Below are 22,920 nucleotides of genomic sequence, written 5' to 3' on the forward strand. Positions count from 1 at the left end.
CCCATTTTTTATGGCGCTTGGCCAAGCGAGAGCGGCTTGCCCTTACTCCTTGCCGTGCAGCTCGCGCTGGGCTTTGACGGCAGCAGCCTTGATCGCCTGCCCCTCGTTGCCCCAGGAGGCGCGCAATGTATTGACCAGCTCGGCGATCCGCTCGTCATCCATGGTCCAGCCGTAACCCGGCATGTGGTAGCCGAGATGACCGCGGGTGATGGGCGTTTCGGCACCATGCAGCAGCACGTTGAGCAGGCTCGCCGGATCGTCCGCCAGCACGGTGCGGTTGTTCACCAGCGAGGGGATGACGTGGTCATTGCCCTTGCCATCGACCCCGTGGCAGGTGGAACAGTACATGGCGTAGTCCGCCTTGCCGCCGGCACTGGCATAGGCGCGGGCTCCTTTCGCTACCGCCGGCTCCGCTTTCAGGTCGGTGAGGTAGGTGGCGATGCTGGCCAGATCGGCGTCGCTGAAATACTGGCTGCTGTGAGTGATCACTTCCGCCATCGGGCCTGCGACGGCCTGATGCTGGCTGCGGCCAGTTTTCAGCAGGTCGATCAGCGCCTGCTTGTCGTAGCGGCTGCCACGAATATCGGGAGCATACCAGCCGTCGAGGGCTGCACCGCTCAGGTAGACGGGATCCGCCTCGGTCAGCGCTTTCTCCTGCATGCCAAGCCCACGCGGGGTGTGGCAGCTGCCGCAGTGACCGGCACCCTGTACCAGATAGGCGCCGCGGTTCCACTCTTCGCTCTTGCCGGCCACCGGGGTGAAGCGGCTGTCGTCGTGATAGACCCAGTTCCACCCCATCAGCGGCCAGCGCATATTGAGCGGCCAGGGGATGTCGCTCTCCTTGTTGGCTACCGCCAGCGGCGGCACATCCTGCATCAGGTAGTGGTAGAGGGCGGTGAGATCCTCATCGCTCATCTTGGCGTAGGCAGTGTAGGGCATGGCCGGATAGAGGCGATGCCCATCGCGGGCCACCCCTTCGCGCATCACCTTGATGAACTCCGGCAGGCTGTAATTGCCGATGCCGTGACTCTTGTCGGGGGTGATGTTGGTGGCAAACACGGTGCCGATGGGGGTCGGGAACCCTTTGCCGCCAGCCAGCGGCTTGCTTGCCTCGCTGGTGTGACAGGCGGCGCAATCGCCCAGCTTGGCCACATACTCACCTGCCGACATGGCGGGAGCCGCGTGGGCGGCAAGGGCGGGCAGCGCCAGCAGCAGGGCGCTGGCAGTCAGTGACAGGGCGCGGCTCATTGGGCACCTCCCTTGGTCATGGCGACCAGCTCGTTGACGGCGCGCCACGCCTCGTCGATGGCGGCGTGGGCGTAGGGGCTCCAGCCCGAATCCGAGTTGGCGATAGTGATGTTGCCGACCGGCTTGCGCCCCAGCTCGATCCACTTCTCGCACTGCTCCTCGTCATCGAACAGGGTGTTGGTGACATAGGAGTAGCCGTGGGACCAGCGGTTGACCGTGATGGCGAGGATATCCTGCTCATGGTTGAAACCGGCGCTACCCAGCATCCCCTGCAGCTGTTCGCGGATCATCTGTTCATGCTGCTCGAACGGCATGCCGAGGATCATGGCGCGCCCCTTGCGGGACTGTTCGCGGGCCGACAGGCCGCTGCCCGGCAGGGTTGGTACATAGACCATGTGCAGGCACATCGGCTGATCCGGGCTCTTGGGATGCTCATAGCCACCCATGCTGACCGGATAGTCCAGCTTGACCCGGCTGTAAGGGGCGGCCGGGGAGTAGACCTCGTGCACACCGAGCTTGACGAAGGCTTGCCAGTTTTTGATCACCACCTTGGTGTAGACCAGCGGTGCCTTGACGTTCTGGCGCAGCGCCTCCTTCTGGGGCTCCGGCATCTCGGGCACCATGTAGGGGATCATCATGTTGTAGCCCGCCATGATCGACTGCTTGGCGCGCACCCGGTGCAGTTTCCCCTCCTTGATGTAGGTGACATCTACCGCCAGCTTGCCATCGGCGAGGCGCACGTTTTTCGCCTGCAGGGCGGTACTGCCAAGGCGTAGCTGTACCTTGTGCTCCGGCAGATCGAGCTTGCTGTAGTCAAATTTGGCCAGCACCACATCCTGCATGGTGTGACCCGGTGCCACCTGCGGGATGAGTTTGCGCACCATCAGGCGGGTGAGGCCGGCGTTTCCATCCGGGAAGTGGAAGATGTAGGGATCGTCAAGCTCGGCCTGCTCCTCGGCATCGAGCGGAGTCAGGTTGAGGCCGCCAAAGCCGGGCAGGGCACAGAGGCGGGCGTCGGCGCAGGCGGTGGCATCGATGCCGACTGCCTGAAAATCGTTGGTACGTTGCTGGAAGTAGGTGATGGCTCGTTCGCTCAGACCCACCTTGTCGCGCAGGAAAGTTGTGTAGCTGTTGCGGGTGATCCACTCATCCTGCTGTTCGCGGGTCATGCCGCTCAGGTAGTCGGTCTTCTCTTCATGCAGGGCCAGCAGAGCGGCCTTGTCGGCATCATCGAGCGGGAAGTCACCGATAAACTCCGCCAGCGGACGGCCATTCAGGCGATCGCGCGGGATGTCATCCGCCACGTTATGGCCCGGATCGCCGTTCACTGTCTTGTTGACGCCAAAGTGCTTCTCATCGAAATAGACGCCACGGCTGAGCCCCAGATCCGGATAGAAAGTCTGCTGGAAACCGGCGGCCAGTTCGTCGATGTTGACCTCCAGCGCCTTGAGCAGGCCGAGCGCCACCGGGCTGTAGACCGAGCGTGGTGATTGCAGGGATTCACTGCCGCCGTAGCCCAGCCGCAGGCCATCGGGGGTGGTGAACTCGTTACGCTTGGCGTGGCCGCCGAAGTCATCGTGGTTGTCGAGCAGCAGGATCTTTTTATCCGCGCCGAGCAGTTGCTGATAGAAGCAGGCGGCGGCCAGACCGCTGATGCCGGCGCCGACGATCACCAGATCGTACTCCCCCTCAAGGGGAACATTGGCAAAGTCATACTGTTTGCCATCACGGGCGATGCTGTGGGCCGGTTCGAAAGAGCCCGGGTGGTTGCCGCGCAGGCCGGTGAGGGCGGGCGGGTAGACCAGCGTCTTGTCAGCCAGCGCGCTGCCGCCTTCGGCAGCCTTGAGCAGGTTGATGGGGGCGATGCCTGCTGCGATGGTGATGGCGACGCCATTGAGAAAATCTCTGCGTGTGATGCTCATGGCAATCCCTGTTGTTTGAAGCGTTGAAAAAAAGCACAGAGCTGAAATGGTAGCTGGCAAGCAGCAAGGGGACGCAACCTACCGTCATATCCCGGTAGAGTCCATGGCTTTGATAATAACTTATTAAACAAAATGATGAAGCTTGTAATGGCCAAAACAGGGGTAGATGTCTCCATCTTTGCATATTTATGAGACAAAACCTTGCTGAATCCATGGAATTAATTTGAGCTCATTTTGATTAATTATGGTTTTGATTGAGTTCCTTTTCGTTTTTCATATTTCCAGAGGGCACAAAAATAGTGCGAAAATAGTGCATGTATTTTATGCAGATAGTTCAAATTCCGTTATTTGACCATGAATAGTACAAGGTTAATTGCGTCCGGTTCTCTTGCTCTGGCGCCAAGCTGATTGAAATAAAAGCAGGGTGCGATGAATTAATGATCAGCTTGTTTTATGCAGCCGGTTATTGGTCATGGGTTAACAACTGTTACATGCAAACGCCAACCTGGGCACAACATCGAGATTAATTTTTCATGTTGTTCACATAGTCAGGTTTTGTTCAGAATGATGCGTTTTTTTTACAACTTTAGCCTTGCGAAGATAAAGGACGCTGCATGAAACCTTTTGCATTAAAGAGGGGTTTGGGTGCTTTGCTGTTGCTCGCGGCCGCCGGCATGCTGACTGGCTGTGACATGGCTCTGATGAGCCCCAAAGGGCAGATTGGTCTGGAACAGAAATCACTGATACTGACAGCCCTTGGCCTGATGTTAATCGTGGTGATCCCTGTAATTATTATGGCCGTGGTATTTTCTCGTAAATACAGAGCTTCGAATACCGACGCCAAATATACCCCTGACTGGTCTCACTCCAACAAGATTGAAGCGGTTGTCTGGACCGTTCCCGTCATTATTATCGTTATTCTCGCCACCATTACCTGGAAAACGTCTCACGAACTGGATCCTTACAAACCGCTGGATTCCACGGTGAAACCGATTCAGGTCGATGTTATTTCTCTCGACTGGAAGTGGCTGTTTGTCTATCCAGAACTGGGTATTGCATCGGTTAATGAATTGGCCTTCCCGGTCAATACGCCGGTCAATTTCCGGGTCACCTCCGATACCGTGATGAACTCCTTCTTCATTCCGCGTCTGGGCGGCCAGATATATGCGATGGCGGGCATGCAGACCAAATTGCACCTCATCGCCAACGAGCCGGGACAGTATGACGGCATCTCCAGCAGCTACAGCGGTGCCGGTTTCTCGGGCATGAAGTTCAATGCCATCGCTACTCCGGATCAGGCCGGTTTTGATGCCTGGGTTGCCAAGGTAAAGGCGTCGCCAAAACAGCTGATCACCATGGATCAGTTCAATGCGTTGGCCAAACCGAGCGAGTTCCATCCGGTGGAGTACTTCTCCAGTGCCGATCCGAAACTGTTTGTCACCCTGATCAACAAGTTCATGGGTGACATGAAGCACGGCCAGCACCAGGGGATGACCCACGAGATGCCTATGGCACAGGGGGAGACCATGACCCATCAGGGGATGGATCACTCACAGATGAACCATGGCGACATGGCGCAAGACGAACACATGGATCATGCCGGCCATATGAAGATGGCAATGGATGACAACTCTGTGAAAGCGGGATCCGAGGAATAACGATGTTTGGAAAATTAACGCTCGACGCCATTCCGTACCATGAACCCATCATCATGGTGACGGTGGCCGGAATCATTCTGGGGGGGCTGGCTGTCGCCGGTCTCATCACCTATTTCGGCAAGTGGCAATATCTGTGGAAAGAGTGGCTCACCTCGGTGGATCACAAGCGCCTCGGGATCATGTATCTCATCCTCGGCATGGTGATGCTGCTGCGCGGCTTCGCCGATGCGGTGATGATGCGGACCCAGCAGGTGATGGCTTCGGCCGGCAGCGACGGCATTCTGCCACCGCACCACTACGACCAGATCTTTACCGCCCACGGCGTCATCATGATCTTCTTCGTGGCGATGCCACTGGTTATCGGTCTGATGAACATTGTGGTGCCGCTGCAGATCGGTGCCCGTGACGTGGCCTTCCCCTTCCTCAACAACGTGAGCTTCTGGTTCACCGCCGCCGCCGTGGTGCTGATCAACATCTCCCTCGGGGTTGGTGAATTTGCCCAGACCGGCTGGCTGGCCTATCCGCCGCTGTCGGGGCTGGAGTACAGCCCGGGGGTCGGGGTCGACTACTGGATCTGGAGTCTGCAGATCTCGGGGTTGGGCACCCTGCTGACCGGCGTCAACTTCTTCGCCACCATCATCAAGATGCGTGCCCCGGGCATGACCATGATGCGCCTGCCGGTGTTCACCTGGACCGCCCTGTGCGCCAACATCCTGATCATCGCCTCCTTCCCGATCCTGACCGTCACGGTGGCCCTGCTCACCGCCGACCGTTACCTCGGCACCCATTTCTTTACCAATGACATGGGTGGCAACATGATGATGTACATCAACCTGATCTGGGCCTGGGGTCACCCCGAGGTGTACATTCTGGTGCTGCCGGTGTTCGGGATCTTCTCCGAAGTGGTGGCTACCTTCAGCAAGAAGAAGCTGTTCGGTTACACCTCGCTGGTGTGGGCGACCGTCGCCATTACCGTGCTCTCCTTCATCGTCTGGCTGCACCACTTCTTCACCATGGGCTCCGGCGCCAACGTGAATGCCTTCTTCGGCATCACCACCATGATCATCTCCATCCCGACCGGGGTGAAGATCTTCAACTGGCTGTTCACCATGTACCGCGGTCGTATCGAGTTCACCTCGCCCATGTTGTGGACCGTCGGCTTCATCATCACCTTCAGCATCGGCGGCATGACCGGGGTACTGCTCTCGGTACCGGCGGCCAACTTCGTGTTGCACAACAGCCTGTTCCTGATCGCCCACTTCCACAACGTCATCATCGGCGGCGTGGTGTTTGGCTGCTTCGCCGGTATCACCTACTGGTTCCCGAAAGCGTTCGGCTTCAAGCTCAACGATGTCTGGGGCAAGCGCGCCTTCTGGTTCTGGATTGTCGGCTTCTTCGTCGCCTTCATGCCGCTCTACGTGCTGGGCTTCATGGGCATGACCCGTCGCGTCAGCCAGCATCTGGATCCCCAGTTCCATGGCTGGCTGGTAGTGGCTGCCTGTGGTGCCGCGCTGATTGCCGTGGGGGTGCTGTGTCAGGTGATCCAGCTGGTGGTCAGCATCCGCGACCGCGAGCAGAACCGTGATCTGACCGGTGACCCCTGGGGTGGCCGTACCCTGGAGTGGGCAACCTCTTCTCCGCCGCCCTTCTACAACTTCGCCATCGAGCCGAAGATCAAGGGGCTGGATGCCTTCTGGGATGCCAAACAGGACGGTTCTGCCTATCAGCAGCCCGAGCACTACGACCCGATCCATATGCCCAAGAACACCGGGGCAGGGGTCATCATCGCAGGCTTTGCCACCGTGTTTGGTTTTGCCATGGTCTGGCACATCTGGTGGATGGCCATCGCCGGCTTCATCGGCATGATTGCGAGCTGGATCATCCACAGCTTCAACGACGACGTGGATTACTACGTGCAGGTTGACGAGATCGAGCGGATCGAGCGTCAGCATTTTGAAAATATCAACAAGGTGGCGTGAAGCAATGGCGACCGACGTTCTACATCACACTCACGACGGTGCCCATGACCATGGGCACCACGATGCCGGAGCCAACAAGGTATTCGGTTTCTGGATCTACCTGATGAGTGACTGCATCCTGTTTGCATGCCTGTTTGCAACCTATGCAGTCCTGGTCAACGGCACCGCCGGCGGCCCGAGCGGCAAGGATATCTTCGAGCTGCCGTTCGTGTTTGGCGAAACCATGTTGCTGCTCTTTAGCAGCATCACCTTCGGTTTTGCCATGCTGGCGATGAACAAGAACCAGCTATCCGCCGTCAACGGCTGGTTGTTGGTGACCTTCGTGCTGGGTGCCGGCTTTATCGCGATGGAGATCTACGAATTCCATCACCTGATCGCCGAGGGCTACGGCCCGGATCGCAGCGCTTTCCTCTCCGCCTTCTTCACTCTGGTCGGTACCCACGGTATCCACGTGACCAGCGGCCTTATCTGGATCATCGTGATGATGGTGTTGGTGGCCAAGAAGGGGCTGACCGATCGCAACCGCTCCCGCCTGATGTGCCTGAGCCTGTTCTGGCACTTCCTCGACGTGGTGTGGATCTGCGTCTTTACCGTGGTCTATCTGATGGGGGCAATGTAAATGAGTCATTCCGTTGACAATCACGGCGCCAGCCACGGCAGCGCCAAGAGCTATATGACCGGCTTCGTGCTGTCAGTCATTCTGACCGCGATCCCGTTCTGGATGGTGATGGATGGCTCCGCCTCCCACGGAACCGTGCTGGCTACCGTGGTCGGCATGGCGGTGGTGCAGATCTTCGTCCATCTGGTCTACTTCCTGCACATGAACACCTCGTCCGAGGAGCGCTGGAATCTGGTGGCACTGGTCTTTACCGTGCTCATCATCGCCATCGTGATCGTGGGCTCTCTGTGGATCATGTACAACCTCAACATCAACATGATGGTCCACTGAGCAGGCTGGCAATGATGATGAAGCAATACCTGCAAGTGACCAAGCCGGGCATCATCTTCGGTAACCTCATCTCGGTTATCGGGGGATTCCTGCTGGCCTCCAAGGGGAGCATGGACTTGCCCCTGTTCATTCTGACCATGGCCGGTGTATCACTGGTGGTCGCCTCCGGTTGCGTGTTCAACAACTACATCGACCGGGATATCGACTGCATCATGGAGCGCACCAAGAACCGTGCTCTGGTGAAGGGTCTGATCGCCCCCGGCGTATCGCTCTGGTACGCCACCGCGCTCGGCATTGCGGGCATTGCACTGCTCTACTTTGCGGCCAATCCGTTGGCCGCCTTGCTGGCAGTGCTGGGCTTCATTGTCTATGTGGGGGTCTACAGCCTCTACATGAAGCGTCACTCGGTCTACGGCACCTTGGTTGGCAGTCTCTCCGGCGCCGCGCCGCCGGTCATCGGCTACTGCGCGGTGAGCGGTCAGTTCGACTCGGGGGCGCTGATCCTGCTGGCGATCTTCAGCCTGTGGCAGATGCCGCACTCCTATGCGATCGCCATCTTCCGCTTCAAGGATTATCAGGCGGCCAACATCCCGGTATTGCCGGTGGTGAAGGGGATCCCGGTGGCCAAGCTCCACATCACCCTCTACATCCTGGCCTTTATGGTGCCGACCCTGATGCTGTTCCTCGGCGGTTATGCCGGCTACAAGTATTTGGTGGTGGCCACCGCGGTGAGCGTCTGGTGGCTGGGGATGGCGCTGTCTGGCTACAAGCAGCTGGTGGATGATGCACTCTGGGCCCGCAAGCTGTTCATGTTCTCCATCGTCACCATCACTTGTCTCAGCGTGATGATGTCGGTGGATTTCCAACCGGAAGCCGCTCCCGTGCTGGTGAGCATGCTGCCCTGATAGTGTGAGTTGTGCCCCTAAATGCATGAAATCCAGAGCCGGGAACTTTCCCGGCTCTGTTATTATGGGGCCGCCCCGTCGGGCACTTTTCCCGTATATCGGGTGTGGCATGGCAGCTGTCGGCCACCCCGTTACTCTTCTTTTTCTCTGACCTATCGAGGCCATCATGAATGATTTCACCATGACGAGGGGCGAGCGCCGTGCCACCTGGGCGCTCGGCTTCGTCTTCTCGTTGCGCATGCTCGGCATGTTTATGGTGCTGCCGGTGTTGACCACCTACGGCATGTCTCTCGCGGGGGCCTCCGAGGCGCTGATTGGCCTGGCCATCGGCATCTACGGCATGACCCAGGCGCTGTTTCAGATCCCGTTCGGCCTGCTCTCCGACAAGGTGGGCCGCAAGCCCCTCATCGTCGGTGGCCTGCTGATGTTTGCCCTCGGCAGCGTGATCGCGGCGCTGACTCACTCCATCTGGGGGGTGATCCTCGGCCGCGCCCTGCAGGGCAGCGGTGCCATCTCCGCTGCCGTGATGGCGCTCTTGTCGGATCTCACCCGCGAGCAGAACCGCACCAAGGCGATGGCCTTCATCGGGGTGAGCTTTGGCATCACTTTCGCCATCGCCATGGTGACCGGCCCCCTTATCACCCATGCGCTGGGGCTCTCCGGCCTGTTCTGGCTCATAGCCCTGCTGGCGCTGGCGGGCATCGCCGTCACCCTCTGGCTGGTGCCAACACCAAGTGACCACCTGCTCAATCGCGAGTCCGGCATGGTGAAGGGGGGGATGCGCACCGTGCTGACCAATCCGCGCCTGCTCAAGCTCAACTTCGGCATCCTCTGCGTACACACTCTGCTGATGTCGAGTTTCGTGGCGCTGCCACCGCTGCTGGAGCGTGCCGGCTTGCCTCGTGACAGCCAGTGGCAGGCCTATCTGGTCACCATGCTGATCGCCTTCGTCAGCGTGGTGCCCTTCATCATCTATGCCGAGAAGCGTAGAAAGATGAAGCTTGTGTTCCAGATCTGCGTGCTGGTGATGCTCGTCGCCGAGCTGGTGCTCTGGCAAAGCGGGCTGCAGCTGTGGGGCCTGCTCGCCGGTCTGCAGATTTTCTTTATCGGCTTCAACGTGATGGAAGCGCTGTTGCCATCCCTCATCAGCAAGGAGTCGCCCCCCGGCTACAAGGGCACCGCCATGGGGATCTACTCCACCAGCCAGTTTATCGGGGTGGCCATCGGCGGCAGCCTCGGCGGTCTGCTCTACAGCCTGGGTGGCGCCTCGCTGGTGTTTGGCGGCTGCGCCGCGCTGGCCCTCGTCTGGCTCGGGGTCAGCCTCACTATGGCCGAGCCCCCCTATGTGAGCAGTCTGCGCATCGTGCTGCCGGAAGGGGTGGAGGCCAATACGGCTCTGGAGCAGAAGATCCGCGCCTGCGAAGGGGTGAGCGACGTGCTGCTGGCCGCTTCCGAGCGCTCTGTCTATGTCAAGGTGGACAGCAAGCGCATCAGCCGCCGGGATCTGGAGCTGCTGGTCATCGACGGCTGGCATTGATCGCGCTAAGCTCGGTTCGGATCTGCAACTACTTGTTTTTGAAAACAGTCTGGAGGCGAAATGAACTGGTATATCTCGGTACTCAAGCAATATGCGGTATTCAGCGGGCGGGCCCGTCGCACCGAATACTGGATGTTCGTGCTCTGCAACGTCGTCTTCATGCTGCTGGTGGGGATGGTGGATCGCTTGATTGGCAGCGACAAGGAGATCCTGAGCTCCATCTACTCGCTAGCGGTATTGCTCCCGTCCCTCGCCGTGGCGGTGCGCCGTCTGCATGACACCGACCGCAGCGGCTGGTGGCTGCTGATCGGTCTTATCCCCGTTATCGGCACCCTGGTGCTCATCTACTTTATGGTCTGCAACGGCCAGCAGGGGCCGAACCGCTTCGGCGATGATCCCAAAGCGGGCCCCTCGCAGGGCTTTATCGCCAGCTGACAGGTGCGGCGAAACGTACAAACAGAAGAGGGAGGCAAGATGCCTCCCTCTTTCGTTGTTGAGCGTCAAGAGGCGCGCCAGAACGGTTTGTCACCGAGCACGGTTGCCCGGTGCATGATGCGCCGGGCTGGCAGATAGTCGGCGTTGGCATAGTGCTGAGTGACCCGGTTGTCCCAGATGGCGATGTCGTTTTCTTGCCAGCGCCAGCGCACCTGATACTCGGGCTTGCTGACATGCTTGAACAGGAAGGCGAGCAGCGCCTCGCTCTCTTGTCTCGGCAAGTCGGGCAGGCGGGTGGTGAACCCTTCGTTGACAAACAGGGCCTGACGGCCAGTGAGGGGATGGGTGCGGATCACCGGGTGGCGCAAGGGAGGATGGCGGGATACTGCCTCCTGCCAACGTCCGTACTCCTCCGGGCTACCGGTGTGGCGATGAGCCGGGAACGACTTGCTGAAGTCGTGTTCGGCCTCCAGTCCTGCCAGCAGTTGTTGCAGTCTTGGGGATAGCCCCTCGAAGGCGGCGATGCCGCTGGCCCACAGGGTGTCTCCGCCGACCGGTGGCAACTGTTTGGCTGCCAGGATGGCCAGCGCCGGGGGCGTCTCGATAAAGGTCACATCGGTATGCCAGTTGTCGTTGTCCGGTGGATTCCCGTTGTGGGTGTCGAGCACGATGATCTCTTCGGCCTCGGGCGCATGGGGATAGATGGGGTGGATGTGCAGATCGCCGAAGCGGTTGGCCAGCGCCCGTTGAGCCAGAGGGGTGATGGGCTGGTCCCGAAAGAACAGTACCTGATGGCTCAACAGGGCCTGATGGATCTGCCCAAAGTGGCTATCGCTCAAAGGTTCAGCCAGTTGAATGCCGCTGATCTCGGCACCGATGTGGGGGCCGAGGGGGGTGATACGCAGGGTATTGCTCATAGTCCTTCTCCATGCCACGGCGTCAGGCGACGCTGCAGCGCACGTAAACCAAGTTCCAGAATGAAGGCGATCAGGGCGATCACCAGAATGCCCGCCAGCACCACGTCGGTGGCGAGAAACTCGCCGGCGGATTGCACCATAAAGCCCACGCCACGGGTGGCGGCGATGAGTTCGGCTGCGACCAGGGTGGACCAGCCGACCCCGAGCCCGATGCGCAGCCCGGTCAAGATTTCCGGCAGGGCGCCGGGCAGGATGACGTACCACAACACCTGCCAGCGGGAGGCGCCCAGCGCCTGGGCGGCCCGCAGTCGCACCTGCTGGGCGCTCTGCACTCCCGTCAGGGTTGCCATGGCCACCGGCGCGAAGATGGCAAGATAGATGAGCAGCACCTTGGAGGTCTCGCCTATGCCAAACCAGATCACCATGAGTGGCAGGTAGGCGAGCGGGGGGACCGGTCGGTAGAGCTCGATCAGCGGATCCAGCATGCCGCGCACCGTGGTGCTCAGCCCCATGGCAATCCCCACCGTTACCCCGAACAGGGCCGCAGCTATCAGGGCGATCAGGATGCGCTGCAAGCTGGCCGCGAGATGCTGCCACAGGGTGGCATCCATGAATCCCTGCGGCCCGGCAATGGTGATGAACTGGTGCAGTACCTGCTCGGGGGGCGGCAAAAATAGAGGGCTTATCCAGCCAAGGTGAGCCACCAGCCACCAGATAGCCTGCAGGGTGGTCAGGCTAAGCAGGCTCACGCCAAGCCGGCGTGACAGGGGCCAGCGCAGGCGCACAGTGGCAGGGACTGCCGAGGATGAGAGGGCGGCTGTCATGCAAACTCCTCCCGTTCGGCGAAGACCCTGCCGAGCACATATTCACGCTGCTCGATGAAGGCGGGATCCGATTTGATGCTGCGGCACGACTCCCCGGCGGCGAAGCGGCGGCCAAAATCCAGGGTCAGCCGCTCGGTGATCCGGCCCGGGGCAGGGGAGAGCAGCACCAGCTCGGTCGCCATGAATACCGCCTCCTCGATGTCGTGGGTGATGAGCAGCACCTGGCGGCGCTGCTCGTGCCACAGGCGCAGCAGCAGGGTCTGCATCTGCTCGCGGGTAAAGGCGTCGAGGGCGCCGAAGGGTTCGTCGAGCAGCAGCAGTTGCGGCTGGGTGGACAGCGCCCGGGCAATACCGACCCTCTGACGCTGACCGCCGGAGAGCTGCCAGATGGGTTTGGCATGGGCCTCTTCCAGCCCCACCTTGCGCAACATGGCCAGGGCCCTCGCTTCGCGCTCCGGGCGGGGTAGACCGGCCAGCTGTAGCCCGAAAGCCACGTTGTCCAGCACGTTGCGCCAGGGCAGTAGTCCCTCGTGCTGGAACACCACCCCCCGCTCGGCACCGGGGCCAGTCACCGGTTTGCCTTGCAGGCTGATCTCGCCCTGATGGTGGGTGAGAAAGCCTGCGATAAGGTTGAGCAGAGTGGTTTTGCCGCAGCCGGAGGGGCCGAGTACCACCATCAGCTCCCCCGCTTCCAGCGTGAGGTTGATGTTGTCGAGCACCCGTTTGCCGTCGTAGTCGGCACAAAGGTGGGTGAGTTGCAGCATGGCAGCCTCCGGGTTACTTGGGGTCATTCAGCGGGCCTGGGCCTTGACGAAACGGTCGGTGACGTACTGGCTGTAATCGCTGCCGGCGCTCTGTACCTTGCCTTGCTCCTTGAGGAAGCGGGCGGTGTCCACTATGGTCCGGTTCACCAGCGCGGCGAGCTCGTCGCTCTGCTGTCGGGCAGTCAGGTAGGTGTTGCCTTTGACCAGCCCGGGAACCTCTGCGGCGGGTACGCCGCTCAGTGTTGCCAGTTTGGCGAGGTTGTCCGGTTGTGCCAGCCAGCCTGCCGGGTTGTCCAGATAGCCGCGCTGGGCCGCCAGGGTGCTGTTGACGAAGGCCTGCACCACCTCGGGGTGAGCCTTGGCAAACTCCTTGCGAACCACCCACACATCGAGCGTGGGCGCGCCCCATTCACCCACCTGGGCCGAGTCGGTCAGCACCTTGCCCTCCTTGGCCAGTTCATTGAGAGCCGGAGCCCAGACGTAGGCGCCATCTATGTCACCCCGTTGCCAGGCTGCGATGATGGCGGGCGGCTGCAGATTGACTATCTGCAGGTTGGCCGGATCCACGCCCCAGTGTCTGAGGGCGGCCAGCAGGCTGTAGTGGGTAGTGGAGGTAAAGGGCACGGCGATGCGTTTGCCAGCCAGTGCTTTGGGAGAGGCGAGCTCAGGCTTGACGACCAGCGCTTCCGAATTGCCGAGTTTGGAGGCGAGCAGGAACACCTCGATCGGTACCTGCTGGCTGGCGGCCACCGCCAGCGGGCTGGAGCCGATGTTGCCGATCTGCACATCGCCGGAAGCGATCGCCCGCACCACGCTGGCACCACTGTCAAACTTGAGCCACTTCACCTTGGCGCCACTGTCGCGGGCAAAGGTGTTATCGGCTTGGGCCACCTTGGCTGGCTCGGCCGAGGTCTGGTAAGCCACTGTCACGTCGACGGCGTGGGCCTGCAGGCTGAGAAGGGCGAGGGCTGTCAGCCAGAGAGAATATCCTTTTCCTATCATGATGCTATTCCGTTATCCGGGGGGGGGGAATAGCCGTTTTCCCATTTATTGGCCTGACAATGAAATAACGAAAATATTGTTGTGGCGAGCAATGGTTCTTAGAAAAAGAGCGGTAAATCAATGCGTTTATTTATATATCCCAATCATTGCAGTCGATATCTGTCAGGCGAGAAATGTCGTCTGAATATGTTACTCGTCATGAGATTGCCCACCCGATACATGGGGGATGGCCACCTCGCCTTATCAGACAAAAGACGGGGCGAGCAATAGCGATACGGAACGATAAACGATGGCGGCAAAACGAAAGCCGTTGGGGCAATGCTAAAACCCGCCGGGGTGGCGGGCTTTATGGTTTATCACGGATGGTTCAGCGTGAACCAGCTGATCAACGTTCAATCAGCGGGGCCGAGCGGTAGCTCCACATGCCGTAGGTGCGCAGCACGTCGCGGTAGATGCCGAGCAGCTCGCTCTGGCTCACGCTTGCCAGATCCTCGAGTGGCTTGTCGGGGAAGCTGACGCTCACCACCTGCAGCCCGGCCGGGCCGGTCTGGTCGCAGGCGGTTTCAAGCACCGCCTGACCGCGGCGGACATGGCTGGCGGAGCTCACCAGCACCGCGTAGTTGATCTGATGGCGGGCGAGGGCATAGGCGCTGTAGAGACCATTTTCCACCGTACTGGTGGCGTAGTTCTCCTCGATGAGGCGGCTGCGGTCGATGCCGTGATTGGCCAGCCAGTCGGCCATCAGCTTGCCCTCGGTCTGGTGATTTTGCGGCACCCCGCCGGTCAGGATGATGAGCGAATCTGGATCCGCCTTGGCGAGCTTGAGGGTGGCCTGCAGCCTGCCCAGCAGGATCCGGTCCATGGTGCCGTCGGGGTTGAGGGCGTAACCCAAGGTGACGATGGCGCGCTTGCCCTCTTGGCTTGCCTTGAGCTGATCCTCGGTCAGCTCGGTCTGCAGCGCCATGGTGGTGACCCGCTGCACCCTTGCGATGATCTTGTCCAGATCGGCGGCGCGTCCGCCGTTGCGATCTGCCACCTTGGCCAGGGCGGTGCGCGACGCCTCCTTGTTACCCTTCACCAGCTGCCAGATGGCGAGGTAGCTGTTGATGTCGAGGTCATCGGGGGCGACCGCCTGCGCCTGCTCCAGCAGCGAGATGGCGCGGTCAATATTGCCGTTGTAGATCTGGGCGTTGGCCGCCGAGATGAGCAGGTCGGTGCGATAGGGTTCGAGTTTGTAGGCCGCCAGCAGCCGGTTGGTGACCAGCTCCATGTTGCTCGGCATCTTGGCGGTAAAGCCGGCGTGGGAGATCTTGGCCGGCGATTTGTAGATCTGCTGCGCCTCGGCCAGCAGCATGTCCACCACCTGGCGCTTGCTCACCAGGGTATTGAGGTCGCTCTCTATCTGCATCGAGCTTTCGGCCGCCTGCAGGGCGAGGGGGGGGAGAGCCAGCAGGCCGCTCAGCGTCAGGGCGAGAAGGGTCTGTTTCATCGAAGATTCCTCGGTCGGGCTGATTGCCACTGTGCGCCGCCAGTTGGCAGCGCCAAGCAAAGTCGCGTCAATTCAGTCGGTTAGTACCAAAACAGGCGGGCAATATAGCAGTTATCGGGGCGTCAAACTGTGAGTCGGGGCGAGTCGTGGGGGATGAACCGTGTTCCCGGCTGCTCTGCCAGAAGGGCAGGGGGAGCTGTTTTCCCCCTGCTATCGGGAGCATGGCTCCCCCAACCTATCTGTTATTTGGATAGGTTGATTCTCAATCTATCGAGTTTCGAGTTAGTTCCACATCGGGGAGACTCGGGCTTCCAGCGTCTCCTGCTGCTCTTCGGGCATATCGCTGAAGAAGTTGAGGTGAGTCTGCTCCTCCACTTCACGCACCGACACCCGGTAGTCGGCGATCTTGCTAACGGGAATATCCTGTTGCGGCATGATAAAGGCGATGGCCTGCAGTTTGGCCGGATCCATCACGATCTTGTAGTAGGCGCTCGGGATCGTCACACCCTGACCGATGGACTCTTCAGAGCCGGTAAAGATGGGGCCGGTGATGACCTGCACATCCTTGCGGGAGACCGCCCATTTGTTGACCTGTCCCTCCAGCACATTCCAGGCCTTCTGATTGAGCTTGCCAAATTGCGGGGTCATGTTGCTCAGCAGGAAGCTCTGCTGCATGGTCGTCTTGGTGGACTTCATGTCGGCGGCCGGTGCCTGGTGGCCACGGTCATAGCCCGAGCCCTTGTAGTCGGAGAGGGTGGCGCGATAGGCGACCGGGATCTCCTTGTCTTCGGCGAAGGCATCCTTGCGGGGGATCGGGCCCCGTGCACTTTCAGCTGTCATCCGGTAGGAAACCCACTCGGAGACCTTGTGGTCGTAGTTGTAGCCTGCGGCATAGCCTTCGCGGCAGAGCTTTTGATCCGACTCGGAGGGAATACCAAAGCGAACGTGATCGTGGCATTCCCAGTGGGCAGCCAACAAGGGGCTGGCACTGAGGGTAAGGATTATCGCCAGAATCAATTTATTGATTTTTATCATTTTTGTAATGCTCCAGTTTAGTAGGTGGAGCCATTTGACATGAGTCATGACGAGTCATTCAATCGCTGTTTATTTACTCGTTGTTGTTATGTGACGGGTCGCCAAGATTTGTGATATAGCATCATAATGTGTTTTAAATCAGCAGCTTGGTTGGTGCGATAATGTTCGGTTGCGCTGCAAACAACGAAAAGAGGCCCGTGATGGGCCCCTTGTCGTTAGTCGGAACAGATTGGGATCAGGCTGCGTGTGCCTTGCTGCTCTGGATGCGAGCCAGCAGTCCTTCCGGATTGTGGATCGCCTCCTTGGTCTTCACGTCGATGACCTCGATATCGGTGAAGCGCTCGCGGTTCTTGATCGCCACGTCGTGGGCGAAGATGACGCAGCGGGCGTTGGCGACATCCTTGGCGGTGATGCGGTTGATGATGCCGTTGGCGCCCTGGGTTTCGACCTTGATCTTGATCCCCTGTTTGGCGGCGGCCTTCTGCAGGCTCTTGGCTGCGAGGAAGGTGTGGGCTACGCCGGACGGACAGGCGGTGATGGCCAGTACGTCGGCTTCCCCTTCCGCTTCAATCACCTGATAGTCGCTATCTGTGGTGGTGACCTCTTCCTCTTCACTCACCGGTTTTTTCAGAATGTTGACGATGACTGCTGTGGTCAGGGCGCCGAGGATGGTGCCGAGAATGTAACCCATCTTGCCTTCCACCACCGGCAGCACAATCCAGCCACCCCAGGGGGCGTGGTTGATGCTGTGCATCATGAAGCCGGTGATGTTGCCGACGATGCCGCCTGCCACGATGGCCGGGATAACGCGGACGGGGTCAGCTGCGGCGAACGGGATGGCCCCTTCACTGATACCGATCATGCCCATGATGGCGGCCGCTTTGCCGGATTCACGCTCCTCTTTCTTGTAACGCTTCGGAGACATGAAGGTGGCCAGTGCCATACCGAGCGGCGGTACACAGATGGCGATACCGACGCCGCCCATCAGCCAGGGCTGGGTGTTGACCTGAGTCTGGGCAAACAGGGTGGCAACCTTGTTGACCGGGCCGCCCATATCGAAGGCAGTCATACCACCCAGGATGGCGCCCAGCATCACTTTACCTGAGCCCGCCATGCTGGAGAGCCAGTGGTTCATCCCCTCCATCATGGCGGCGATCGGGGCGCCGATCCCCCACATCACGATGCCGCACACCAGGAAGGTACCGATCAGCGGATAGATGAAGATGGAGCCAAGGGAACTCATGGAGTCGGGCAACTTGATCCGTTTGAGCTGATTGACCACAAAACCGGCGATAAAGCCCACCAGAATGGCGCCGAGAAAACCGGTCTGATAGTGCTGCACGGCAATCCAGGAGCCGATCATGCCAGGGGCCAGACCCGGTTTGTCAGCCAGCGAGTAGGCGATATAGCCACCCAGCACGGCGGTAAAGAGGGTCAGGCCGGCGATACCCATGGTCGCCATATCCTTGAGGAAGCCCGCTTCCGGTACCGCGCCTTTCCCGCTCAGCATCACCGACAGCGACAGCAATACCCCGCCCGCCACGATAAAGGGGATCATGTGGGAGGTACCAAACAGCAGATGCTGCTTCATGGTGTTGAGGCGATCCTTGAAGGTGCGCTCGGTGGGTTCAACCGGGGCAGTGGCCGCCGGTTTGGCGGCCGGGGCCGGTTTTGCCACGCTCGGGCCTTGTTTGAGCAGGGCCAGCACCTGTTCTGTGGTAGTGGCGGCCTTCATCTGCTCGATAAAGCCCGGCTCCAGCAGACGGGTCGAGAGCTCGGCCAGCACCTCGATGTGGTGGTTGGCACCGCCATCCGGGGAGGCGATCATGAAGATCAGCTCGGTCGGCTTGCCATCTTCGGCACCGTACTCGATCCCTTGCTTGCTGATCCCGATGGCGATAGCCGGGCGACTGACTGCCGCGCTCTTGGCGTGGGGCAGGGCGACACCCTGCTCGAACCCGGTGCAGTCGAGTTGCTCGCGGGCCCAGACATCTTTGACAAATTGCTCTTGGTCAGAGACGGCGCCATCGCGCGCCAGCATCTGCGCCATCTCGTCAAACAGGGCCTCCTTGCTGGTGGCCTTCAGCTCCAGACAGATAAGTCTGCCGTTGGTTATGGTGGGTAACATTACACTCTCCTGGCTCCGTTCCTGAGCTCGCTGGGTGGGGATTGGGTTGACTGGAATATTGTTCTCCCGTTGCCCCCTCGTCGAAATCGGACAAATGTGCCGTTTACTGGATTTTTGTGTGACATCCTCCGCCCTGTGACCCTGCTCGCAATTTACACAGCCTTGGGTTTAACCATGATTAATCAGTAAAACCATTTATAAACAATGACTTGATTTGCCACTCATTATTAATCTCTGTTTGAGTGATGCCATTCTTGCAATCCTGCAGATGGAGATTTGTGTGAGTGGGACAGCCATAAAAAGTGTGAAGAGGGCGGCAAAAAACAGGATTTGGGTGAGGGTCCCGCTGAGCAATGTAGTGACGAGAGTGAGGAGCAAAGGGAGGAGGAGAGAGTGATGACCAGCCCAAATATTCGATTGGTTCAGCTAAAAGCAATCGTTTATTTGATTGGGCAGTTGGCGGGATCCGGTTGTCGAAACAGGTGATACATTGGCCAAGTGCCGTCAGCCCTGAGTCGCGTTCAACATGTGTGACTCGCTAAAACAAGGAGATATTCTGATGGAAAAACTAGACCAAGAGGTCGACACCATGCGCCAGGAGCTGGAGCGTCAGCTACAGCAGCAAGCCCACAACAAGTGGCAGGCGAGAGTCGATGCACTGCAGCAGGAGCGCTCCGGTGACTATCAGGAAGAAGAGGTAGGGTAACCGCTCCATTTATCGTGTGAGCCGACAAGAGCCACAGTCCGGTTTTGCTATCGGCAACTCTGCGTAATAACGCAACCCCGCAGCGCTTGTACGCTGCGGGGTTGTTTATTTGGGGAACGCGTCAGATTGACTTGCCCTCGGGGAGTGGTCGTCAGATCCGGAACTTGCGCACCACATCCTGCAGCTGGCTTGCCAGCAGGTTGAGGTCGTTGCAAGCCTGAGCCATTTGCTTGGCGCCGGTGGCGACCTCTTCCGAGGCGTTGCTGATATTGACCACGTTGCGGTTGAGCTCCTCGCTGACAGCTCCCTGCTCTTCGGTTGCGGTAGCGATCTGGATGTTCATATGGGAAATGCTATTGACCGAGCTGCTGATCTCGCCAATGGCGGCACCCGCCTCGCGGGCTGTATGAACCGTCTCCGTCATCATATCCTGACTCTGCTGCATGGTGACGCCCGCTTCGTTGGCGCGCAGTTGCAGTTCGGAGATGATGCGATTGATCTGGGAGGTGGAGTCCTGAGTGCGTTTGGCCAGAGTGCGTACTTCATCGGCGACCACGGCGAAACCACGACCCTGTTCACCTGCCCGTGCGGCCTCGATTGCTGCATTCAGTGCCAGCAGGTTGGTCTGCTCGGCAATCCCCTGGATCACCTCAAGCACCATGCCGATATTTCGGCTGTCATCACCCAGCTGGCGGATTACCAGAGCCGTCTCTTCGATGGCGGTAGCCACTTTCTCGATCCTGCCGATGGAGTCATTGACGGTCTCGCTGCCCTGTGCGGCAGTGTCGCTGGCGGAGGTTGCTGCGCTGGCGGCGTCGTTGGTGTTGCGGGCAACCTCCTGTACCGTGGCCTGCATCTCGTTCATGGCGGTTGCCAGTTGGTTGAGCTCATGCTGCTGAGCCCCCATGTTATTGGCCGATTGCAGTGCCACCGCGCTGATCTCTTCGGCTGCCGCTCCCAGCTGCACCACCGAGCCAGAGACCTCGTTGACCAGCATGCGAAGATTGGATTGCATCTCGTTGAATCCCTGGGCCAGTTTGCCCAGCTCGTCATGGGAGAAGCATTGCATATCGAGCTGGCTGGTGAGGTTGCCTGCCGCCACCTGGCGGGTCTGCTCCAGCAGGGTCATCACCGGATTGCGGATCTGCCGGATCAGCAGCCAGGCCACAATAATCACGAACAGCAGGGTTAGCGCACCGATCGTAGTGCTCAGCAGTTTGGCTCGCTCATAGGAAGCCTCACTCTGTTTGGTCAGTTGATTGGCGACCCGATCGTTCTCCTTGCGTAGTTCCAGACCATCCTGTCCGGCCTCTTCAAGTGCTGTACGAGACTCATTTTTGATCAACGACTGCACCCGAACCATGTCGCCCTGTACGATGGCCGTTTGCAGGTTGTCATGGACGGAGAAGTATTTGGCTGCAGCAGCCTGCAGGTCGGCGAAGATATTGCGATCTTGTTCCGAGACAAAAGGCATAGATCCATACCGTTGTTCGGCGGCAGTGAACTGGTTTTTTGCCGCCTCGAAATTCTGTGTGCTGTTGCTGAGGGAGGCGGAATCCTTACCCAGTGCATCGATCACCATGTTCAGCTCGGCACGGCGAGCATCCAGCAAGGCCACGTGCATCTGGCTGGATGCACGGATGGAGGGGACAATATTGTCAGTGACCTCGCTGGCATCACGGTAAATATTGGATAGTTGCGCAGTGGCGAACCAGGCAAACCCCAGCATCAACAATGCGAGAGTGGTAAACGCCATTATCAGCTTTTGCCCTATTGTCATTTTTGTCAGCATATGGCCTCTTGTATCTATTATTTTCCAAGGAAATCGATATGTGAAATTTTTATATCGACCACGGGATGTGATACCTTAAAAATAAATCAAATAAAAGCGAGTTTAATCACAAGGGAAATGAAATGTTCATTTTCTGACATCAACCGTGTTTGGCTGACATGCCAAAAATAAATATCAGATCCATCACTAGTCATTTTTATTATTGATAGAACTATCTAGTTATTTTTGTCGAATCACTTTTTATTTTTAAATCCAGCGTGGTCATGGTTATCAAGGTTTTTTTGATGTTTTTCCTTTTAATTCAATAGCTTTCTTTTTTATGATGCTGATGATCGTTGGCTGGCTATGTCCGTTTGACACTATTATCTGCTAAGTGAAATGACGGCGAGCAGGTTTTGGTAAATCAAAAGAGAACTCTTTCATTTCACTGAGGCTTGCTTCGTGGTTGTACCAGAATGACATATGACGACATCTAGGAAATGGCATGAAAAAAATGCATCGGCGAGCTATCTCTATGGTGATTTTGGTTCTTATTGGAACCTATAAATAAAATAGATAAGGAGTGCACTATTATTTTTCTCTCCTCATATTATCCAGATGATCCGGATATCATTCCTGTTTGAGCGGACGCCGGCGTTGTTGCCCAAATCAACGAGCAAGTCATGACGTCCCCAGCTCCTGGTTACCGCTACATTCGGGGCTTTCTGACAGGTAAACCCAGGGTGTTGAGTTTATTTATGGCGCTGACATATGCCATGACTTCTCCCACTTGGCCGTTGTAGTTACGCAGACTGATTTTTCCCGCCAGTAACTGCTTGCACCGATACATCGCCGTCTCTGCCAGCGAGCGACGGTGATACCCCGATATCTTCTTCCAGTGCGCCAGTCCTTCCTTGCGCATCACCAGCACGGCCTCATTTCTTGGGTGCCCCTTTTTCCAAAGTTCAGCGCTCTTGCGAGGCGGGATACAGGCTGTTGCCCCTTTGCGCAAGATAAGCTGATGACTGGCTTTGCTGTCGTAGGCGCCATCCGCATAAACACGTCCCAGTTTGCGCCGCAGTGGATTGAGCAGAGTCGGCAATACCTCAACATCATGGACATTCTCCAGCGAGACTTCCGCCGCCACGATATCGTGAGTGGCCGGGTCTACTGCCAGATGCAACTTGCGCCAAACTCGCCGTTTCTCGGCGCCGTGTTTTCTGACCTTCCACTCGCCTTCACCAAACACCTTCAGCCCGGTTGAGTCTATGACCAAGTCGGTGATGCGCCCCTTAGCGGGCTGTCGATAGGCCACTTTCACCGTGCGAGCGCGCTTGCTGACGCAACTGTAATCGGGAGCACAAAGCGGTACGTTCATCAACTCGAACAGGGAGTCGAGTAGTCCCTGAGTGGCTCTCAGAGTGAGGTTGAAAATCCCCTTGAGCATAAGGACGGTACAGATGGTCTGGTCGGTGTAAAGCAGGCTGCGGCCCCGGCGCCCATGATTGTCGTGGTGGAACCAGTTATCCATGACGCCAGCATCAACCCAGAAGGTGAGGGAACCACGGTTAATCAGAGACTTGTTGTATTGAGGCCAGTTGGTGATGGGATGAATCGACGTGCCCATGATGCAGACTTGAAGAGGATGGTG

At 58.6% G+C, this 22,920-nt stretch carries 19 protein-coding genes; 8 read left to right on the forward strand and 11 right to left on the reverse strand.

What is annotated here, in order from left to right:
• Positions 1-42 precede the first annotated feature (42 nt).
• Together AAHA39_RS08455 and AAHA39_RS08460 are read right to left on the reverse strand one after the other, a co-directional pair.
• The gene (locus tag AAHA39_RS08455) at positions 43-1,248 is read right to left on the reverse strand and encodes a c-type cytochrome (RefSeq protein WP_219270831.1); all 1,206 of its coding nucleotides are present in this window, start codon (positions 1,246-1,248) and stop codon (positions 43-45) included.
• Positions 1,245-3,170, reverse strand: a complete 1,926-nt coding sequence (locus AAHA39_RS08460) for an NAD(P)-binding protein (RefSeq protein ID WP_320656209.1) — start codon at positions 3,168-3,170, stop codon at positions 1,245-1,247. Before AAHA39_RS08460 ends, AAHA39_RS08455 begins: the two co-directional genes overlap by 4 nt.
• Positions 3,171-3,784: 614 nt before the next feature.
• Between AAHA39_RS08460 and cyoA the strand changes: the two genes are divergently transcribed.
• The 7 genes from cyoA to AAHA39_RS08495 all read left to right on the forward strand — a co-directional run bounded on the left by cyoA (position 3,785) and on the right by AAHA39_RS08495 (position 10,633).
• On the forward strand, positions 3,785-4,828 hold the full coding sequence (gene cyoA, locus AAHA39_RS08465; protein WP_082044032.1) for a cytochrome o ubiquinol oxidase subunit II: 1,044 nt from the start codon (positions 3,785-3,787) through the stop codon (positions 4,826-4,828).
• 2 nt (positions 4,829-4,830) lie between these two features.
• Positions 4,831-6,807: a cytochrome o ubiquinol oxidase subunit I gene (gene cyoB / locus AAHA39_RS08470; RefSeq protein WP_071911078.1), complete on the forward strand. Its 1,977-nt coding sequence runs from the start codon at positions 4,831-4,833 to the stop codon at positions 6,805-6,807.
• 4 nt (positions 6,808-6,811) lie between these two features.
• On the forward strand, positions 6,812-7,426 hold the full coding sequence (locus tag AAHA39_RS08475) for a cytochrome o ubiquinol oxidase subunit III (protein ID WP_043849519.1): 615 nt from the start codon (positions 6,812-6,814) through the stop codon (positions 7,424-7,426).
• Positions 7,427-7,756 carry a cytochrome o ubiquinol oxidase subunit IV gene (locus AAHA39_RS08480; RefSeq protein ID WP_182925771.1) on the forward strand — a complete coding sequence of 110 codons (330 nt, stop codon included), beginning with the start codon at positions 7,427-7,429 and terminating at the stop codon, positions 7,754-7,756.
• 11 nt (positions 7,757-7,767) lie between these two features.
• Positions 7,768-8,661, forward strand: a complete 894-nt coding sequence (cyoE, locus tag AAHA39_RS08485) for a heme o synthase (protein WP_005347202.1) — start codon at positions 7,768-7,770, stop codon at positions 8,659-8,661.
• Positions 8,662-8,827: 166 nt separating this feature from the next.
• A complete protein-coding gene (locus tag AAHA39_RS08490; RefSeq protein WP_320656208.1) occupies positions 8,828-10,198 on the forward strand; it encodes an MFS transporter in 1,371 nt (456 codons plus the stop codon).
• A 60-nt stretch (positions 10,199-10,258) separates the two neighbouring features.
• Positions 10,259-10,633 carry a DUF805 domain-containing protein gene (locus AAHA39_RS08495; protein WP_156853391.1) on the forward strand — a complete coding sequence of 125 codons (375 nt, stop codon included), beginning with the start codon at positions 10,259-10,261 and terminating at the stop codon, positions 10,631-10,633.
• A 65-nt stretch (positions 10,634-10,698) separates the two neighbouring features.
• Here the strand turns inward: AAHA39_RS08495 and tauD are convergent, their stop codons facing one another.
• From tauD to AAHA39_RS08530, 7 genes are all read right to left on the reverse strand, one after another.
• Complete coding sequence (gene tauD / locus AAHA39_RS08500; RefSeq protein WP_320656207.1) at positions 10,699-11,550, reverse strand: taurine dioxygenase; 852 nt, start codon at positions 11,548-11,550, stop codon at positions 10,699-10,701.
• Positions 11,547-12,374, reverse strand: a complete 828-nt coding sequence (gene tauC / locus AAHA39_RS08505) for a taurine ABC transporter permease TauC (protein WP_320656206.1) — start codon at positions 12,372-12,374, stop codon at positions 11,547-11,549. The genes tauD and tauC overlap by 4 nt, the downstream gene beginning before the upstream one ends.
• Entirely contained in the window at positions 12,371-13,165 is a 795-nt protein-coding gene (gene tauB / locus AAHA39_RS08510) for a taurine ABC transporter ATP-binding subunit (RefSeq protein ID WP_342690011.1), read from the reverse strand. Before tauB ends, tauC begins: the two co-directional genes overlap by 4 nt.
• Complete coding sequence (gene tauA, locus AAHA39_RS08515) at positions 13,166-14,140, reverse strand: taurine ABC transporter substrate-binding protein (protein ID WP_320656205.1); 975 nt, start codon at positions 14,138-14,140, stop codon at positions 13,166-13,168.
• A 385-nt stretch (positions 14,141-14,525) separates the two neighbouring features.
• Positions 14,526-15,629, reverse strand: coding sequence for an ElyC/SanA/YdcF family protein (locus AAHA39_RS08520; protein ID WP_320656204.1), 1,104 nt, complete (start codon positions 15,627-15,629; stop codon positions 14,526-14,528).
• A 282-nt stretch (positions 15,630-15,911) separates the two neighbouring features.
• Complete coding sequence (locus tag AAHA39_RS08525) at positions 15,912-16,664, reverse strand: DNA/RNA non-specific endonuclease (protein WP_320656203.1); 753 nt, start codon at positions 16,662-16,664, stop codon at positions 15,912-15,914.
• A gap of 235 nt (positions 16,665-16,899) precedes the next feature.
• The gene (locus AAHA39_RS08530) at positions 16,900-18,792 is read right to left on the reverse strand and encodes a PTS fructose transporter subunit EIIC (protein WP_320656202.1); all 1,893 of its coding nucleotides are present in this window, start codon (positions 18,790-18,792) and stop codon (positions 16,900-16,902) included.
• Between the two features lie 559 nt (positions 18,793-19,351).
• Here AAHA39_RS08530 and AAHA39_RS08535 point away from each other — a divergent pair.
• Positions 19,352-19,498, forward strand: coding sequence for a hypothetical protein (locus tag AAHA39_RS08535; RefSeq protein ID WP_165791294.1), 147 nt, complete (start codon positions 19,352-19,354; stop codon positions 19,496-19,498).
• A gap of 151 nt (positions 19,499-19,649) precedes the next feature.
• On the opposite strand, the gene AAHA39_RS08540 is transcribed toward AAHA39_RS08535, so the two are convergent.
• Both AAHA39_RS08540 and AAHA39_RS08545 read right to left on the reverse strand, forming a co-directional pair.
• A complete protein-coding gene (locus tag AAHA39_RS08540; protein WP_320656201.1) occupies positions 19,650-21,290 on the reverse strand; it encodes a methyl-accepting chemotaxis protein in 1,641 nt (546 codons plus the stop codon).
• Positions 21,291-21,978: 688 nt separating this feature from the next.
• The gene (locus tag AAHA39_RS08545; protein WP_320656198.1) at positions 21,979-22,896 is read right to left on the reverse strand and encodes an IS5 family transposase; all 918 of its coding nucleotides are present in this window, start codon (positions 22,894-22,896) and stop codon (positions 21,979-21,981) included.
• Positions 22,897-22,920: the final 24 nt, after the last annotated feature.

It is taken from the genome of Aeromonas sp. SE22, from assembly GCF_038739755.1.
GTDB classification, from domain to species: Bacteria; Pseudomonadota; Gammaproteobacteria; order Enterobacterales; family Aeromonadaceae; genus Aeromonas; species Aeromonas jandaei.